At 68.7% G+C, this 16,880-nt stretch carries 17 protein-coding genes; 9 read left to right on the top strand and 8 right to left on the bottom strand.

Features of this window, described 5'->3' with window-relative positions; all coding sequences use genetic code 11:
- Positions 1–163: 163 nt before the first annotated feature.
- From recF to dnaA, 4 genes are all read right to left on the bottom strand, one after another.
- Positions 164–1,339, bottom strand: coding sequence for a DNA replication/repair protein RecF (gene recF, locus AN218_RS17475; protein WP_070017817.1), 1,176 nt, complete (start codon positions 1,337–1,339; stop codon positions 164–166).
- 8 nt (positions 1,340–1,347) lie between these two features.
- Positions 1,348–2,280, bottom strand: coding sequence for a phosphogluconate dehydrogenase (NAD(+)-dependent, decarboxylating) (gene gnd, locus AN218_RS17470; RefSeq protein ID WP_070017816.1), 933 nt, complete (start codon positions 2,278–2,280; stop codon positions 1,348–1,350).
- Positions 2,281–2,413: 133 nt separating this feature from the next.
- On the bottom strand, positions 2,414–3,544 hold the full coding sequence (dnaN, locus tag AN218_RS17465) for a DNA polymerase III subunit beta (RefSeq protein WP_070017815.1): 1,131 nt from the start codon (positions 3,542–3,544) through the stop codon (positions 2,414–2,416).
- 896 nt (positions 3,545–4,440) lie between these two features.
- A complete protein-coding gene (dnaA, locus tag AN218_RS17460) occupies positions 4,441–6,513 on the bottom strand; it encodes a chromosomal replication initiator protein DnaA (RefSeq protein ID WP_070017814.1) in 2,073 nt (690 codons plus the stop codon).
- Positions 6,514–6,957: 444 nt separating this feature from the next.
- Between dnaA and rpmH the strand changes: the two genes are divergently transcribed.
- The 9 genes from rpmH to AN218_RS17415 all read left to right on the top strand — a co-directional run bounded on the left by rpmH (position 6,958) and on the right by AN218_RS17415 (position 13,418).
- Positions 6,958–7,095, top strand: coding sequence for a 50S ribosomal protein L34 (rpmH, locus tag AN218_RS17455; RefSeq protein ID WP_027748981.1), 138 nt, complete (start codon positions 6,958–6,960; stop codon positions 7,093–7,095).
- Between the two features lie 23 nt (positions 7,096–7,118).
- Positions 7,119–7,496 (top strand): ribonuclease P protein component, encoded by a 378-nt coding sequence (gene rnpA / locus AN218_RS34580; protein WP_079132276.1) that lies wholly within the window; start codon positions 7,119–7,121, stop codon positions 7,494–7,496.
- Positions 7,493–7,783: a membrane protein insertion efficiency factor YidD gene (gene yidD, locus AN218_RS17445; protein WP_070017812.1), complete on the top strand. Its 291-nt coding sequence runs from the start codon at positions 7,493–7,495 to the stop codon at positions 7,781–7,783. Before rnpA ends, yidD begins: the two co-directional genes overlap by 4 nt.
- Positions 7,784–7,791: 8 nt before the next feature.
- Positions 7,792–8,928 (top strand): membrane protein insertase YidC, encoded by a 1,137-nt coding sequence (gene yidC, locus AN218_RS17440; protein ID WP_070017823.1) that lies wholly within the window; start codon positions 7,792–7,794, stop codon positions 8,926–8,928.
- Between the two features lie 18 nt (positions 8,929–8,946).
- Entirely contained in the window at positions 8,947–9,465 is a 519-nt protein-coding gene (locus AN218_RS17435; RefSeq protein WP_070017811.1) for a Jag family protein, read from the top strand.
- Between the two features lie 59 nt (positions 9,466–9,524).
- Entirely contained in the window at positions 9,525–10,247 is a 723-nt protein-coding gene (gene rsmG / locus AN218_RS17430; RefSeq protein ID WP_107421490.1) for a 16S rRNA (guanine(527)-N(7))-methyltransferase RsmG, read from the top strand.
- Between the two features lie 252 nt (positions 10,248–10,499).
- A complete protein-coding gene (locus AN218_RS17425; protein ID WP_079132275.1) occupies positions 10,500–11,573 on the top strand; it encodes a ParA family protein in 1,074 nt (357 codons plus the stop codon).
- Positions 11,570–12,706, top strand: coding sequence for a ParB/RepB/Spo0J family partition protein (locus AN218_RS17420; protein WP_070017809.1), 1,137 nt, complete (start codon positions 11,570–11,572; stop codon positions 12,704–12,706). The genes AN218_RS17425 and AN218_RS17420 overlap by 4 nt, the downstream gene beginning before the upstream one ends.
- Positions 12,707–12,800: 94 nt before the next feature.
- Complete coding sequence (locus AN218_RS17415; RefSeq protein ID WP_070017808.1) at positions 12,801–13,418, top strand: GNAT family N-acetyltransferase; 618 nt, start codon at positions 12,801–12,803, stop codon at positions 13,416–13,418.
- A 105-nt stretch (positions 13,419–13,523) separates the two neighbouring features.
- Here the strand turns inward: AN218_RS17415 and trxA are convergent, their stop codons facing one another.
- The 4 genes from trxA to sigM form a co-directional block, all read right to left on the bottom strand.
- Complete coding sequence (gene trxA / locus AN218_RS17410; RefSeq protein ID WP_070017807.1) at positions 13,524–13,853, bottom strand: thioredoxin; 330 nt, start codon at positions 13,851–13,853, stop codon at positions 13,524–13,526.
- 75 nt (positions 13,854–13,928) lie between these two features.
- A complete protein-coding gene (gene trxB, locus AN218_RS17405; RefSeq protein ID WP_070017806.1) occupies positions 13,929–14,933 on the bottom strand; it encodes a thioredoxin-disulfide reductase in 1,005 nt (334 codons plus the stop codon).
- Positions 14,934–15,052: 119 nt separating this feature from the next.
- On the bottom strand, positions 15,053–16,045 hold the full coding sequence (locus tag AN218_RS17400) for an anti-sigma factor family protein (protein ID WP_070017805.1): 993 nt from the start codon (positions 16,043–16,045) through the stop codon (positions 15,053–15,055).
- Entirely contained in the window at positions 16,042–16,758 is a 717-nt protein-coding gene (gene sigM, locus AN218_RS17395) for an RNA polymerase sigma factor SigM (RefSeq protein ID WP_070017821.1), read from the bottom strand. The genes AN218_RS17400 and sigM overlap by 4 nt, the downstream gene beginning before the upstream one ends.
- Between the last annotated feature and the right edge of the window lie 122 nt (positions 16,759–16,880).

The following is a 16,880-nucleotide window of genomic DNA, read 5'->3' as shown; positions in this document are numbered from 1 at the left end:
CGCGCCTGCTCCTTGGCGGCGCGCAGCGCGACCCGTGCCAGATCGACGCCCGTCGGCTCCCCAGGCTGTGGACGCTCGGCGCCGGCGGACTCCCCGCCCGGCGGCTCCTCGCGGGACGGTTCCTCGCGGGGCGCGGACGCGGGCCGCTCGCCGGGCCCCTCGCTCATCGCCGTACGACCTCGCCGTCGGACACCGCGAAGCGGGCGCCCTCCAGCACCTCGGGCACGTCCTCGGGCACCGCCGCCGTCACCAGCACCTGTTCGCCGGGGGCGACCAACTCGGCCAGGCGCGCCCGGCGTTGGACGTCCAGCTCGGCGAAGACGTCGTCGAGGACGAGCACCGGCTCGTTGCCCTCGCTCTTCAGCAGCTCGTACGAGGCCAGCCGCAGCGACAGCGCCAGCGACCAGGACTCGCCGTGGCTCGCATAGCCCTTCGCGGGCAACTCCCCCAGTTTCAGCAGCAGATCGTCCCGGTGCGGGCCCACCAGCGTCACGCCGCGCTCCATCTCCGCGCGGCGCGAATCCCGCAGGGCCCCCAGCAACCCCTCGTACAGCTCGGCGGGTTCGGACGGTGCGGGGGACGGCTCCGCGGGCGCGTCCGCTCCGGCACCCTCGGCGCGGCCGCCGCCGTCCACCGGAACCCCCCGGTACTCCAGCCCCACCGGGCCGCCGCCCGGCGCCAGCCGCTCGTACGCCTTGTCCGCGAGCGGCCGCAGCGCCGATATCAGCTCCAGCCGCCGCGCCAGCAACTCCGCGCCCACGCGCGCCAGATGCTCGTCCCACACGTCCAGCGTCGAGGTGTCGACGTCCCGTCCGCCGTGGCGACGCGCCAGCACCGCGGACTTCAGCAGCGAGTTGCGCTGCTTGAGTACGCGGTCGTAGTCGGAGCGCACCCCGGCCATGCGCGGCGAGCGCGCCGTGACCAACTCGTCCAGGAACCGGCGCCGTTCACCCGGATCGCCCTTCACCAGCGACAGATCCTCCGGCGCGAACAGCACGGTACGCAGGATGCCCAGCACGTCGCGCGGCTTGACCTGCGAAGACCTGTTGATCCGGGCACGGTTGGCCTTGCCCGGGTTCAACTCCAGCTCCACGAGCTGCTGCCGGTCCCCCTGCCGCACCGCCGCTCGTACGATCGCGCGCTGCGCCCCCATCCGTACGAGCGGGGCGTCGGACGAGACACGGTGGCTGCCCAGCGAGGCCAGATAGCCCACGGCCTCCACCAGGTTCGTCTTCCCCTGCCCGTTCGGACCGACGAACGTCGTCACGCCCGGACCGAGCGGCACCTCGGCCCCGGCGTACGAACGGAAGTCGGCGAGCGACAGATGCGTGACGTGCATCGGAGCCGTCAGCCGTCCACCGGCGGAAGCACGTCCGCGCCCGGGGTGTCACCGTCCACATGGGCGCCGCTCGCGGAGACCGCGTGGCCGCCGAACTGCTTGCGCAGCGCCGCCACCATCTTCATCTGCGGGGAGTCCTTCTGCCGGGACGAGAAGCGCGCGAAGAGCGACGCGGTGATCGCCGGCAGCGGCACCGCGTGGTCGATCGCCGCGTCCACCGTCCAGCGGCCCTCGCCCGAGTCGGCGGCATAGCCGCGCAGTTCGGCGAGATGCTCGTCCGACTCCAGCGCCTTGACCGCGAGATCGAGCAGCCAGGAGCGGATGACCGTGCCCTCCTGCCAGGAGCGGAAGATCTCGCGGACGTCCGTCACCGAGTCGACGGCCTCCAGCAGCTCCCAGCCCTCGGCGAAGGCCTGCATCATGGCGTACTCGATGCCGTTGTGGACCATCTTGGCGAAGTGGCCCGCGCCGACCTTGCCGGCGTGCACCGCCCCGAACTCGCCCTCGGGCTTGAGGGCTTCGAAGACGGGCAGCACCCGCTGGACGTGCTCGGACTCGCCGCCGTACATCAGCGCATAGCCGTTCTCCAGGCCCCACACGCCGCCGGAGACACCGCAGTCGACGAAACCGACGCCCTTGGCGGCCAGCTCCTCGGCGTGCTGTTCGTCCTCCGTCCAGCGGGAGTTGCCGCCGTCGACGACCACGTCGCCGGGGGAGAGCAGCTCGCCGAGCTGGTCGATGGTGGACTGCGTGGCGGGCCCCGCGGGGACCATCACCCAGACGACGCGCGGTCCTTCGAGCTTCGTCACCAGCTCTTCGATGCTGCGCACGTCCGCGACGTCCGGGTTGCGGTCGTAGCCGATGACGGTGTGGCCGGCACGGCGGATGCGCTCGCGCATGTTCCCGCCCATCTTGCCGAGACCGATGAGACCGAGCTCCATCAGTGCCCCTTCTTTCACGCTTCGTACCTGAGCCCGACCCTACGCCCACAGGGTGCGCGCACACCTGTGGACACCGGCCGCTCAGACGTGCTGACCAGGGGCGACGGCATGGGCCGTGCGGACGCCGGAAGTCTCAGCCGGACAACCGCACAGGCATGATCAGGTACTTGTACGACTCGTCCGCCTCTACGTCCCGTGCGGGCTTGCCGCTCAGCAGGGCCGGCTTGGTCGAGGTGGTGAAGGAGAGCTGGGCGACCGGGGAGTCGATGGCGCTCAGACCCTCCAGCAGGAAGCCGGGGTTGAAGGCGATCGAGACGTCGTCGCCCTCCAGTTCCGCGTCGACGCGCTCCACAGCCTGTGCATCGTCGCTGGAGCCCGCCTCCAGGGTCAGCACGCCCTGCTCGAAGCTCAGCCTGACCGGAGTGTTCCGCTCGGCGACCAGCGCGACGCGCTTGACGGCCTCGACGAACGGGGCGGTCTCGATCACGGCGACGGAGTTGAACTCCGTCGGGAACAGCGTGCGGTACTTGGGCAGATCGCCCTCGAGCAGCCGCGTCGTCGTACGGCGCCCCGCGCCCTCGAAGCCGATGAGGCCCTCGCCGGAACCCGAACCGGACAGCGCCAGCGAGACGTTGTCGCCGCTGCTGAGCGACTTGGCCGTCTCCAGCAGGGTCTTGGCGGGCACGAGCGCGACCGAGGACGCGTCGGGCGTCTCCGGCTTCCACAGGAACTCGCGTACGGCGAAGCGGTACCGGTCGGTCGAGGCCAGCGTCACCGTGTCGCCCTCGATCTCGATCCGTACGCCCGTGAGCACCGGCAGGGTGTCGTCGCGGCCCGCGGCGATGGCGACCTGGGAGACGGCGGAGGCGAACACCTCGCCCGGCACCGTGCCGGTGGCCGCGGGCATCTCCGGCAGCGCCGGATACTCCTCAACGGGCAGCGTGTGCAGGGTGAACCGCGAGGAGCCACAGGAGACGGTCGCCCGTACACCGTCTGTGGAAATCTCGACGGGACGGTTGGGGAGCGAGCGGCAGATGTCGGCGAGCAGCCGGCCGGAGACCAGGACGGTGCCCTCCTCCTCGACCTCGCTCTCGACCGAGACCCGCGCCGAGACCTCGTAGTCGAAGCCGGAGAGGCTCAGCGAACCCTCCTCGGCCTTGAGCAGCAGGCCCGCAAGGACAGGCACCGGCGGACGGGCGGGCAGGCTCTTCGCCGCCCAGGCCACCGCCTCCGCGAGTACATCGCGCTCTACCCGGATCTTCACCTTCAGCCGCCTCCTGCTGTTGCTGGCTGCTCGCCGTGCCGCCTGTCGTAGTCGGCTCGTTGCCGGAGACCAGTCTGACGCACGCCGCCGACAGTCGGCGCGGGTGTGCGTCAAGTCGTTGCGGGGTGGGTAGGAGGCCCGTCGGCCGACTTGTGCACAGCCCCCACTTCGAAACAGATTCCGCGCTATATATCCGTGGTCGTAGTAGTAGGGGTTGTGGAAACCGTGGACAAGCCCGTTTTCCCTGCTCAGCGCGTGAATTTTGTCCACCGCGCCTGTGGGCGGGACCGGTGGACAAACGGCCCTTCCTGTGGACGACGGAAAGTTCTGCACACCCGGTTCACAGCCCCCGGCGACTTCCCCACAGCGGACGCCGCTGTTTTCCCCACGTTTCCCACAGGGCGATCCGGGGGTCCGGTGTGACGCCTTTCACTCGAACCAGTGAGCAGGCGCGTTGAGTTGCCGAACAGTGGACAGCTCTGTGGAGAAGCTGGGGATCGCTGGGGACAACATCGCTTTCGCTGTGGGCGGCCGGTGGACAGAGCCGTTGACGACTGCGGCGGCCGTCCCCGGGTCCACATCCTGTGGACCGCAGTTGCTCACAAGTCCACAGGCGGGTGACCTCCGTAGATCATCTCTCAGCAGCCGCCTCTGTGGACGCCGTTGGGACAACTTCCCGGGCCCACAGGGTGTGGACGCCTCGTTCGCCCGCAACCTGTGGAGCGCGGTCTCCCCAGCCTGTGGATTCGAACACCGAAAAGTCCCCGGGGACTTGGCTCCACGGGGGCTCGGGACGAAGTGACGCGGTACGGGGCCGGGCGCGGCGGCGCGCGAAGGACGGCCGTGGCGGCCGGTACGGCCGCCACGGCGGGGAACAGTGCGGAAGTCGCCCGCGCTCAGGCGTTCTTGATGCGGTTGGTCAGCTCGGTGACCTGGTTGTAGATGGAGCGCCGCTCGGCCATGAGCGCACGGATCTTGCGGTCGGCGTGCATCACGGTCGTATGGTCGCGCCCGCCGAACTGGCTGCCGATCTTCGGCAGCGACAGATCGGTGAGTTCGCGGCACAGATACATCGCGATCTGCCGGGCCGTCACCAGGACGCGGCTGCGGGACGAGCCGCACAGGTCGTCGACGGTGAGCCCGAAGTAGTCCGCCGTGGCGGCCATGATGGCCGGCGCCGTGATCTCGGGCGTTGCGTCCTCGCCGCCGGGGATCAGGTCCTTGAGCACGATCTCGGTCAGACCGAGGTCGACGGGTTGCCTGTTGAGCGAGGCGAAGGCGGTCACCCTGATGAGCGCGCCCTCCAGCTCCCGGATGTTGCGCGAGATGCGGGAGGCGATGAACTCCAGGACTTCCGGAGGTGCGTTGAGCTGCTCCTGTACCGCCTTCTTGCGCAGGATCGCGATGCGCGTCTCCAGCTCGGGCGGCTGCACGTCCGTGATGAGGCCCCACTCGAAGCGGTTGCGGAGCCTGTCCTCCAGCGTGATCAGCGCCTTGGGCGGCCGGTCGCTGGAGAGCACGATCTGCTTGTTCGCGTTGTGCAGCGTGTTGAAGGTGTGGAAGAACTCCTCCTGCGTCGACTCCTTGTCGGCCAGGAACTGGATGTCGTCCACGAGCAGGATGTCCATGTCGCGGTAGCGCTTGCGGAACGCGTCCGCCTTGCCGTCGCGGATCGAGTTGATGAACTCGTTCGTGAACTCCTCCGAACTCACGTACCGCACCCGCGTACCCGGGTAGAGGCTGCGCGCGTAGTGCCCGATCGCGTGCAGCAGGTGCGTCTTGCCGAGGCCGGACTCCCCGTAGATGAACAGCGGGTTGTACGCCTTGGCCGGTGCCTCGGCGACGGCGACGGCGGCCGCGTGCGCGAAGCGGTTCGAGGCGCCGATGACGAAGGTGTCGAAGAGGTACTTCGGATTCAGCCGGGCGGTCGGCTCACCCGGACCCGTCGCGGGTGCGGGCTGCGCGGCGAGCGGCCCGGGAGCACCGCTGGAGGCGGGGAGCTGGGACGGCCCGTCGTAGCGCGGAGCCGGCGGCTGCCCCTGCGGTGGCACCTGCGGCTGCGGCAACTGACCCTGTGGGGGCGGCAGTTGCTGCTGCGCCTGGCGCTGCTGCTCATAGGTCTCGTACGAGTCGTACGCGGGCTGAGCGCGCTCGTACTGCTGCTGATGCGGCGGACGGTGCTGCTCGTAGCGCTGCTCGTACGTCTGCTGCGGGTGCTGCTGCTGCGTCTGCTGAGGGGGCTGGGGATGCGCCTGCTGCGCGGGGTGCCCCTGCGGCTGCTGGTGCCGGCCGCCCTGCGGCTGTCCTTGGTGCTGCGGCTGCGGGTACTGCTCGCGCTGCGTCTGGGGCCATGCGCCGGGCTGCCGCGGCGCCTCCGGATAGTCGGGGTACGCGGGGCGCGGGCTGGGCAGGTCGTGGCTCTCGTAGCCCTCGTACCTTCCGCCGGCGCCGCCCCCGTAACCGCCGTTGTCATACGGGCCGTTGTCGTATCCGGTGTCGTAGCCGCCGTGGTCGCGCCTCGCGGGCCCGCCCGCGCCACCGCTTTCGTGGGGCGGGCTGTGCTGCGCCGGTACGGACGGGGTGCTCTGCTGCGTCGTCTCCGTGCCGGGCCCGGAACCGGTCACCGTGCCGGATCCCGCGCCCGTCGCCGCCGATGCCTGGCCGGGGTCTGCGGCCGCCGCCTGCCCGGAGCTCTCCGGCGCGGGCCCCGTCACGGTGATCGCGAGCCGGATCGGCTGCTGGCACTCGCGGCTGAGAGCATCGCTGATCACCGGCGACAGCCGGCCCTCGAGAACCCCCTTCGCGTACTCGTTCGGCACGCCGAGAAGGGCGGTGCCCGAGACGAGGACGAGAGGCTGGGCCTCGCGCAGCCAGCGCTGGTCCTTGGCCTCGACACCCTGGCCGTCCGAGAGGAGCTGTTCCAGAACCCGCGGCCACACTGCGGCAAGATCGGCAGGCAGGTCAGCCACGGGGCACGCTTCTCTCACTCGCTGGATGTGGTGCTTCGGTGAAGCCGCCCGGATCCCACGAATGTGTGGTTCTGCGGACGGTCGGGAGGGATGGGAAGTTCAGTCACGGTAGTCAGGGCGGCGTGCAGCATTCAAGTCGTTGTCCACAGGCTGTGCACGAGTGGCGCCCAACCCCCGCGCGGAGCCCTCGATCCGGCCTTCGTCGCGCTCGTCGGTGGTTTGACCGAATGGCGCAGCCGCGCGTACCGTAACGAGGTCGAGTTGTCGATGGCTGCTGCCGCCTGCCTCCGATGGGCAAGATCCACGGGACTCCTCGCGGATATGAAGCGGTGCACACTCGGGCGTTGCGAGCTACTCGTGGGCGCACGGTGACAGCCTGTCGGCACCACATATGCCCACCTCCCGCGATCGCCGCGGGACCCGAAGCTTTCCTGGAGCCCCCGAGTGAGCAAGCGCACCTTCCAGCCGAACAACCGCCGCCGCGCGAAGACCCACGGCTTCCGGCTGCGCATGCGGACTCGCGCCGGCCGCGCGATCGTCGCGAACCGGCGCAGCAAGGGTCGCAGCCGCCTGTCGGCCTGAGCGCCCGACCTCCGGTCCATGACGTGCTGCCTACCGAGAACCGGCTGAGGCGGCGCGAGGACTTCGCGGCCGCGGTACGCCGAGGACGCCGGGCCGGCCGCCCGCTTCTCGTCGTCCACCTCCGCAGCAACAGCAGTTCATCGGACCCGCACGAGGCGGGGGGAGATGCTCCCCCGGCCCGTGCGGGTTTCGTCGTGAGCAAGGCCGTCGGCGGTGCCGTGGTGCGTAACCGCGTCAAGCGTCGGCTGAGGCATCTGGTCCGCGAGCGATTGACCGCGTTGCCCCCAGGTAGCCTGGTTGTCGTACGGGCGTTGCCGGGTGCGGGTGAAGCAGGTCATGACGAACTGGTGCGCGACCTGGACGCCGCTTTTCGGCGGCTGCTTGGAAGGCCTCCGTCATGAAGTACCCCCTGCTGTGGTTGATCAAGTTGTATCAGTGGACCATCAGCCCGATGCTCGGGCCGGTCTGCCGCTACTACCCGTCGTGTTCGCACTACGGCTACGGAGCCATCGCGCGGCACGGCGCTGTGAAAGGGACGGCGCTGACCGCCTGGCGCATCCTGCGCTGTAATCCGTGGTCCCCCGGAGGCGTCGACCACGTCCCCGCCCGGAAGCATCCGGTCTGGCACCAGCGGCTGCGTCACCGCTGGGAGCAGCACCGGACCGAGTCCAACGCCCAAGGAGCCTGATTAAGTTGCTGGACACGATCCTGAGTCCTCTCTATACCGCTGTCTCCTGGATCATTGTCCAGTTCCACTCGCTGTTCAGCCTGGTCTTCGGCCAGAGCAGCGGCTGGTCCTGGGGTCTGTCCATCTTCTTCCTGGTCGTACTGATCCGGATCTGCCTGATCCCGCTCTTCGTGAAGCAGATCAAGTCGACCCGGAACATGCAGGCGCTCCAGCCGAAGATGAAGGCGATCCAGGAGCGCTACAAGAGCGACAAGCAGCGTCAGTCCGAAGAGATGATGAAGCTGTACAAGGAGACGGGCACGAACCCGCTCTCCAGTTGCCTGCCGATCCTGGCGCAGTCGCCGTTCTTCATCGCGCTCTTCCAGGTGCTGAACCACATCGCGAACAACCGGCCGGTGGGTGTCCTCACTGCCGAGCAGGTGGACAGCGCCCGTAACGCCTCGGTCTTCGGTGCCCCGATCGCGGCGAAGTTCATGGACAGCGCGGACAAGGTCGCGGAGCTGGGGGCGGCGCTCACGGATGTGCGCGTCGTCACAGTCATCATGATCGTCCTGATGTCGGCGTCGCAGTTCTACACGCAGCGCCAGCTCATGACGAAGAACGTCGACCTGACGGTCAAGACGCCGTTCATGCAGCAGCAGAAGATGCTGATGTACGTCTTCCCGCTGATGTTCGCCGTCTTCGGCATCAACTTCCCCGTCGGTGTCCTGATCTACTGGCTCACCACCAACGTCTGGACGCTCGGGCAGCAGATGTTCGTCATCAAGCGGAACCCGACTCCGGGCTCGCTCGCGTACAAGCAGCGCCAGGAGAAGCTGCGTGCCGCGGGCAAGCTGCAGGAGGACCCGAAGGAGGTCGAGGCGCGCGAGGCCGCCGAGGAGGCGCGCACGCGGCGCCAGCAGCCCAAGCGGCAGAGCAAGTCCCAGCGCCAGCAGGGCAAGCCCGCGTCCGGTGCGTCGACGTCCCTGGAGAAGCAGGACGAGACTGACGCCGGGGGTTCCGGGACGGAGACCGAGTCCACCGGCGCGGCGCGGCAGCAGCCGAAGAAGGCCGGCCAGAAGTCGGGTCAGAAGTCCGGACAGAAGAAGTCGGGACAGCAGCGCAAGGGTGGAGCGCAGCGTCCCAAGCACCCCTCGAAGAAGTAGCGAGAAGGAGCCCACGGCGTGACGGAGACGACGGACACCACTGGTACGACTGCTGCCGAGGACACGGACACGCTGTCCCGTCTGGAGCAGGAGGGCGAGATCGCGGCGGACTACCTGGAGGGTCTGCTGGACATCGCCGATCTCGACGGCGACATCGACATGGACGTCGAGGCCGACCGTGCCGCCGTGTCGATCATCAACGAGGGCTCCGGCCGTGACCTTCAGAAGCTGGTGGGCCGTGACGGAGAGGTCCTGGAGGCGCTCCAGGAGCTGACGCGGCTCGCGGTGCACCGTGAGACGGGCGACCGCAGCAGGCTGATGCTGGACATCGCCGGCTTCCGTGCGCGCAAGCGTGAGGAACTCGCGGAACTGGGCGCGAAGGCCGCCCAGGACGCGAAGGGCTCCGGCGAGCCCGTGAAGCTGCGCCCCATGACGCCGTTCGAGCGCAAGGTCGTCCATGACGCCGTCAAGGCCGCGGGCCTGCGGAGCGAGTCCGAGGGCGAGGAGCCACAGCGCTGTGTGGTCGTGCTGCCGTGACCGACGGGCCGGTGGGACAGGCCGGGCCGCCCGAGGGTGGCCCGGCGGAGTCCAGTGAGCTGTCCGAGCTCGCGCAAGCGCCCGAGGCTGCCCGGAAGGTCTTCGGCGACGCCCTTCCCGACGTCGAGCGCTATGCGGAACTGCTCGCGGACGTGGGCGTACGCCGCGGACTGATCGGTCCGCGCGAGGTACCGCGGCTCTGGGAACGGCACCTGCTGAACTGCGCGGTACTCTCGGAGATCGTGCCGGAAGGCGTGACGGTATGTGACGTGGGTTCGGGGGCCGGCCTTCCCGGCATCCCGCTCGCGCTCGTACGCCCGGACCTCGACATCACCCTGCTGGAGCCGCTGCTGCGGCGTACGACGTTCCTCGAAGAGGTCGTCGAACTGCTCGGCCTGGAGCATGTCTCAGTCGCGCGCGGCCGTGCCGAAGAGATGCTGGGTGCGCTGCAGCCCGTGCATGTGGTGACCGCCCGCGCGGTGGCTCCGCTGGACAGGCTCGCGGGCTGGGGCATCCCGCTGCTGCGTCCGTACGGGGAGATGCTGGCGATCAAGGGCGACACGGCAGAGGAAGAGCTGAAGGGAGCGCGGGACGCGCTCCACAAGCTCGGCGTCGTGGACACATCCGTGGTCCAGGTGGGCGCGGGAGTTGTGGATCCGCTCTCCACGGTCGTACGGGCGGAGGTCGGGGAGAGCCCGGGCGGTGTGCGCTTCGCCGCACGGCGGGCCAAGGCGCAGAAGGCTCGCGGCCGGGCGGCTCGCGGCGGACGTCGACGGCGCTGATTCCCCAAGAAGCGGGATGTCCGCTTACTCCAAAAAAGCTCTTACGACTATGCGTTGCGGTGTGTCGTCCTGGTGTGCGGTGCCCGAGTGTGCATCGTGTTTCACGTGAAACGCCGCTCTCTCTTGCACGGAATCATCAGCCGCGGTCGCGCCCAAGCCGCTGAGCGTGACCGGAAACCCTCGTCCAAGTCCCGTTCGCCGGTGGATTCATCCACAACTGAGCGGGGCTCGCTGGTTCATGACACCAAAAGCATGGCAGGCTCTGTTCAGCACGAGCCTTATGTCGAGGAGAGTGAACCGTTGCGGTCCGACGCCAATACCGCGGGACCGATGGCCGACCCGGTCCCCGGCCCCCGTTCAGAATCGGTGGATGTTTCACGTGAAACTCCGCCCCCGATGGACGATACGCCGATCGGTCGCGCCGCCCAGCAGGCGGTAGAGGCGATGAACCGTGCCGGCGAAGGCCTCCCCAGGCCGGAGCAGACACGCATCATGGTCGTGGCCAATCAGAAGGGTGGGGTCGGCAAGACCACCACCACCGTGAACCTGGCCGCCTCCCTGGCCTTGCACGGTGCCCGAGTTCTTGTGATCGACCTGGACCCCCAGGGGAACGCGTCGACTGCCCTCGGGGTCGACCACCATTCGGAAGTGCCCTCGATCTACGACGTGTTGGTCGAAAGCATGCCGCTGTCCGATGTGGTCCAGCCGGTACCGGACGTGGAAGGTCTCTTCTGTGCGCCCGCCACCATTGATCTCGCCGGTGCGGAGATCGAATTGGTGTCGCTCGTCGCACGGGAGAGCCGACTGCAACGGGCGCTCAGCGCCTACGAGCAGCCTTTGGACTATGTCCTGATCGACTGCCCGCCGTCTCTGGGACTGCTGACCGTCAACGCACTTGTCGCGGGCGCCGAGGTACTGATCCCGATCCAGTGCGAGTACTACGCACTGGAGGGGTTGGGGCAACTCCTCCGCAACGTCGACCTCGTCAAGGGCCACCTCAACACACAGCTACATGTGTCGACGATCATCCTCACGATGTACGACGGTCGTACGCGACTCGCGTCGCAAGTCGCCGACGAAGTACGTAACCACTTCAGCGCCGAGGTGCTGCGGACGAACATCCCGCGGTCGGTGCGTATTTCGGAGGCCCCCAGCTACGGGCAGACGGTGCTGACTTACGATCCTGGATCGAGCGGTTCGCTGTCCTACTTGGAGGCTGCTCGTGAGATCGCGTTGCGGGATCCGAACGTGCAGCAGCGGCACGACGAGTCGGTCCAGCAGCTCCAGCAACATCAGAACAGCACCATGCCGGAGGGGACGCAGTGAGTGATCGACGTAGGGGGCTGGGCCGGGGGCTCGGCGCGCTGATTCCGGCGGCGCCGGCTTCCGGGGCGGAGGAGGGTAGTCCTTCGGTCGACGCCAACGGCGCCACCTCCCCGAGCGCTGTTCCTGTGATCCCCCCGGAGCGCGGTGTGGCCGCTGCGAAGGTGACCGCGCTGCCGGACAGCGAGGCGCGGGACGAGGTTCCACGTGAAACCTCCGCCGCGGCGGGCGACGGCAGTGCGCCGGACGACGTGGCGGTGCCCGTCGGTGCTCACTTCGCCGAGGTGCCGCTGGAGGCCATCACCCCCAACCCGCGACAGCCTCGTGAGGTCTTCGACGAAGACGCGCTGTCCGAGCTGGTCACGTCCATCAAGGAAGTCGGTCTCCTCCAGCCCGTCGTCGTACGGCAGTTGGGCCCCGAGCGCTATGAGCTCATCATGGGCGAGCGCCGCTGGCGGGCCTGCCGTGAGGCCGGCCTGGAGCGGATCCCCGCGATCGTCCGGGCGACCGACGACGAGAAGCTGCTCCTGGACGCACTCCTGGAGAACCTGCATCGGGCACAGTTGAACCCTCTGGAAGAGGCGGCCGCGTACGACCAGCTTCTGAAGGACTTCAACTGCACGCACGATCAGCTCGCCGACCGGATCGGACGGTCGCGTCCGCAGGTTTCCAACACCCTGCGGCTGCTGCGGCTTTCGCCGTCGGTGCAGCGACGGGTGGCGGCGGGCGTGCTGTCCGCGGGGCATGCGCGTGCGCTGCTTTCGGTGGAGGACGGGGAAGAGCAGGACCGCCTCGCGCACCGGATCGTCGCTGAAGGCTTGTCGGTACGGGCTGTCGAAGAGATCGTCACCGTGACGAGCTCGTCGACCAAGAGCTCCCCGAAGTCGAAGGGACCGAGGGCCGGCCGCCGGGTCTCCCCCGCACTGGACGAGTTGGCGGGCCGTCTCTCCGACCGTTTCGAGACCCGGGTCAAGGTGGACCTCGGGCAGAAGAAGGGGAAGATCGTCGTCGAGTTCGCGTCCGTCGACGACTTGGAACGGATCCTGGGGCAACTTGCTCCGGGTGAGGGCCGCGTACTGGGCCAGCAACTCTCCGACGAGGCTACGGAAGCGGAGTCGGAGGCCGACGAGGACTGACCCACACCGGGGCCGCGAGATCGCCGACGCCGCGAATCCCGGAACGGCCCGTAAGCAACGGAACGAGCTGTCGCCCCATGGATACGATGGATCCATGGGGCGACAGCTCGTTCCGCTCACGCTGGACAACCTCAAGGACCTTCCCGGGCGTTGCCGTGCCTGTGTCTTCTGGGAGCTCGATCCCGTCAGTGGCGAGGCAGCGGTGCGTGCAGGACGGCCGGAGGTCGAGAAGGAAGCATGGATCTCCGCGGTACTGCTGGAGTGGGGGTCCTGCGGGCGCGTGGTCTATGTCGACGAGCGGCCCGTGGGCTTCGTCCTGTACGCGCCTCCCGCGTATGTGCCCCGGTCCTTCGCCTTCCCGACCAGCCCGGTCTCCCCTGACGCGGTTCAACTCATGACGGCATGGCTGCGGCCGGAGCACCAGGGGGAGGGACTGGGACGTGTCATCGTGCAGACCGTTGCGAAGGATCTGCTGAGACGAGGCTTCAAGGCGATCGAAACGTTCGGCAGCGCACGCTGGACTGAGCCCGCGTGCCTCTTGCCGGCTGACCATCTGCTCTCGGTCGGCTTCAAGACTGTGCGGCCGCATCACAGCTTTCCCCGGATGCGGCTCGAACTGCGGTCGACGGTTTCGTGGCGTGAGGATGTGGAGCGCGCACTGGATCAGCTCCTGGGGGCGGTTCAGAAGGATCCCGTTCTTCGGCCTCTCTGACGCTCACACGACGCGTGCTCTTCGTGTTTCACGTGAAACGGCCCGGCGGTGAACGCCGGGCCGTTTCCCTGTGTGCTGTTGTCTGCGGGAGCTCCCGCAGATGCCTCAGCCGATGAACTCGGCGAGGTCCTTCTCGATCGCCGCCCGCGGCTTCGCACCGACGATGGTCTTCACGACCTCGCCGCCCTTGTAGACGTTCATCGTCGGGATCGACATGATCCCGTACTTGGCGGCGACAGCCGGGTTCTCGTCGATGTTGAGCTTCACGACGGTCAGCTTGTCGCTGTTCTCATCGGCGATCGCCTCGAGGGAGGGGGCGATCTGACGGCACGGACCGCACCAGGCTGCCCAGAAGTCGACGAGTACGGGCTTGTCGCTCTTGAGCACGACCTCGTCGAAGTCGGCGTCGGTTGCTGTAACGGTGGCACCGGCCATGGTTGTTCTCCTCGATTCTTGTGATGGTGCGAGTCTTGCGTGTGGGTGTCTGTGCTCTACCGAAGCAGCGGGACCTCAGACGACGGCGGTCTCTGCCGCCTCCTGGGCTTCCTCGGTCTTCTCCGGCTCGGCCGGTTCGGCGCTGTCCAACTGGGCGGCGAGGTAGCGCTCGGCGTCCAGGGCGGCGGAGCACCCCGTGCCCGCCGCGGTGACCGCCTGACGGTAGGTGTGGTCGACGACGTCGCCGGCGGCGAAGACGCCCGGGACATTGGTACGGGTGGAAGGGGCGTCGACCTTCACGTAGCCCTCGTCGTCCAGCGTGAGGACGCCCTTGAAGAGTTCGACGCGGGGATCGTGGCCGATCGCGACGAAGAGACCCGTCACTGCGAGTTCCGACGTCTCGTCGGTCTTGGTGTTGCGGAGGGTCAGGCCGGAGAGCTTGCCGTCCTTCTCATGGATCGTCTCGACCGCGCTGTCCCAGGCGAAGTTGATCTTCGGGTCGGCGAAGGCGCGCTCCTGCATCGCCTTGGAGGCACGGAGCGCGTCGCGGCGGTGGACGACGGTGACGGAGTTGGCGAAGCGGGAGAGGAACGTCGCCTCTTCCATCGCCGTGTCACCACCGCCGACGACGGCGATGTCCTGGCCGCGGAAGAAGAACCCGTCACACGTGGCGCAGTAGGAGACTCCGCGGCCGGAGAGCTCTTCCTCGCGGGGCAGACCCAGCGAACGGTAGGCGGAGCCCGTCGCGACGATCACGGCACGAGCGCGGTGCACCGCGCCCGCCGAGTCGGTGACGGTCTTGATCTCGCCGGAGAAGTCGATGGCGGAGACGTCGTCCGGGATCAGCTCGGCACCGAAGCGTTCCGCCTGGCCCCGCATCTGGTCCATGAGCTCCGGGCCCATGATGCCGTCGGTGAAGCCGGGGTAGTTCTCGACCTCGGTGGTGTTCATCAGGGCACCACCGGCTGTCACGGATCCCTCGAAGACCAGCGGCTTCAGCGACGCCCGCGCCGTGTAGAGCGCAGCCGTATAACCGGCGGGCCCTGAGCCGATGATGATCACGTTTCGGACGTCGCTCACGGGAGTCTTCCTTGTCTGCCGACTGCTTTCCGGTCTGTGAGGTTCTCACCCCACCCAACGGATCCTAGGGGGCAGACATTCCCGCCGTGGCCGCGTGTCAGGCCTCGGAGCCCGGCGCGTCAGTGACGCGTGTAGGTGTGCTTGGCGAGTACGTCTCCCGGGCCACTGCCCTCGTTCCCGACGCAGGACGGGTCCACGACATACGCGTCGACGCGCTTGGGGTCGCCCTTGTGCGGCAGAACCACGAGATAGGCGGTGTCCCCCTTGTACGGAACCTTCTCGTCGACCGCGAGTGGTGTCTCCGTACGGTCGACTCCGGCGCGTACACAAGACGGCACGGAATTGGTGCCCCCGGTGAGGGGGTTGTTCCCCGGGCTCTTGCTGGACTTGATGTCGGGGGAGCCGTCGGACCCTTCCGTGGAGTCGCGGGATTCATGCTTCGCGAGTAGACCGTGCACATGCTTCTCGAGCGCGCTTGCAGCGACGGTCCGCTCGTTCTTGTCGGGACCGGAGCCGGCGGTCGGCGGTGGCGAGTCGTTCATCGACTGGAGGACGATGCCTCCGAGCCCGAGGGTCACGACCGCACCGGCCCCAGCGATGAGTGCCGAGCGCCAGCGGCGCGTACGACGGATCGGCCGGTGCCGTCCCGGACCGCTCGATCCGCCACCGGGACGTCCCGCCGGACGGTCGGCCGGGCGCCGCGTCGCACCGGTTTCACGTGAAACGACGCCTGCCTCGTGCCGGGGTGGCGCTGCTTCTCGTACGGGCATGCCGTACGGCGCGCTGTGGTCGGAGTGCTCGCCGGTTTCACGTGAAACCACGGAGGCGTTGTGCCGCGACGGATCACGCAGAGCTTCCGCTGCGAGGGCGGCCTCGATGCGTCCGGCGACATCGTCCGGCATGGGCGCAGGCTCGGGCAGTGCGCCGAGCGCGCCGTGGATCTCCTCCAGCGAGGCCAGCACATCCGCGCACAGGCGACAGGCGCCGAGATGGGCGCGAAGCTCCGACGCGCGGTCCGCGGGCAGCAGCCTCTCAGTGAGCGCGGAGATCTCCGCGACGTCCGGATGCCCGTCAGAGTTGCGCGCACCGGACGTGAAAGGGGTGGATGTCATGAGTGCTCTCCTCCTCCCTTCACGGCTCCGGGTCGTTGCGTGATGCTCTCCGTCGGTGGGACGGATGGGCCTCGAGTCCGGTTCCGTCCCGCCTGTTGCTGCGAACCGGCTCTCTCTTCCGCCTCCGGACGGAGATGACTCACGAGGGGCAGCAATCGCGCGCGCCCACGGGCGCAGCGGCTCTTCACCGTGCCCACCGCGATGCCCAGAACCTCGGCGGCTTCCGCGACCGGATATCCCTGCATGTCCACGAGGACGAGGGCGGCACGCTGCTCGGCCGGAAGCTGGGAGAGAGCGGCGACGAGTTGGCGGTTCAGATCCTGGCGTTCCGCCGGCAGCGCGGCGGACTCGTGAGGTTCGAGGAGGAGATCCAGGCGCTCGGTGTCGTCGGTGAGCTGAGTGCGGCGACTGGCGGCCTTCCGGGCGCGGTCCAGGCAGGCGTTGACGGTGATGCGGTGCAGCCAGGTGGTGACGGCGGACTGGCCGCGGAAGGTGTGGGCCGCCCGGTAGGCGGAGATGAGCGCGTCCTGCACCGCGTCGGCGGCTTCCTCGCGGTCGCCGAGCGTGCGTATCGCCACCGCCCACAGACGGTCCCGGTGACGGCGGACGAGTTCGCCGAAGGCCTCGGTGTCGCCTTCGACGTGCTTCGCGAGAAGCTCCCGGTCGGTCGGTGCGTCGCTCGTGCCGCCCTGTGCCGGGACCGGGGGCTTCACGGATCTCTCGCCCGTGCCGGCGCCGCCCCGCCCGTGTCTGGCACGGCGGCGCCACCGCTTGCCGCCGCTGTCGTCGCTCACCGTCGGACGCCTCCCGTCATCCTCGCCCGCCGGCCGTGCCG

It is taken from the genome of Streptomyces nanshensis (assembly GCF_001751255.1).
Taxonomy (GTDB): Bacteria; Actinomycetota; Actinomycetes; order Streptomycetales; family Streptomycetaceae; genus Streptomyces; species Streptomyces nanshensis_A.
The sequence above is the reverse complement of the archived record's forward strand: the minus strand, read 5'-3'. Positions and strand labels throughout refer to the sequence as shown.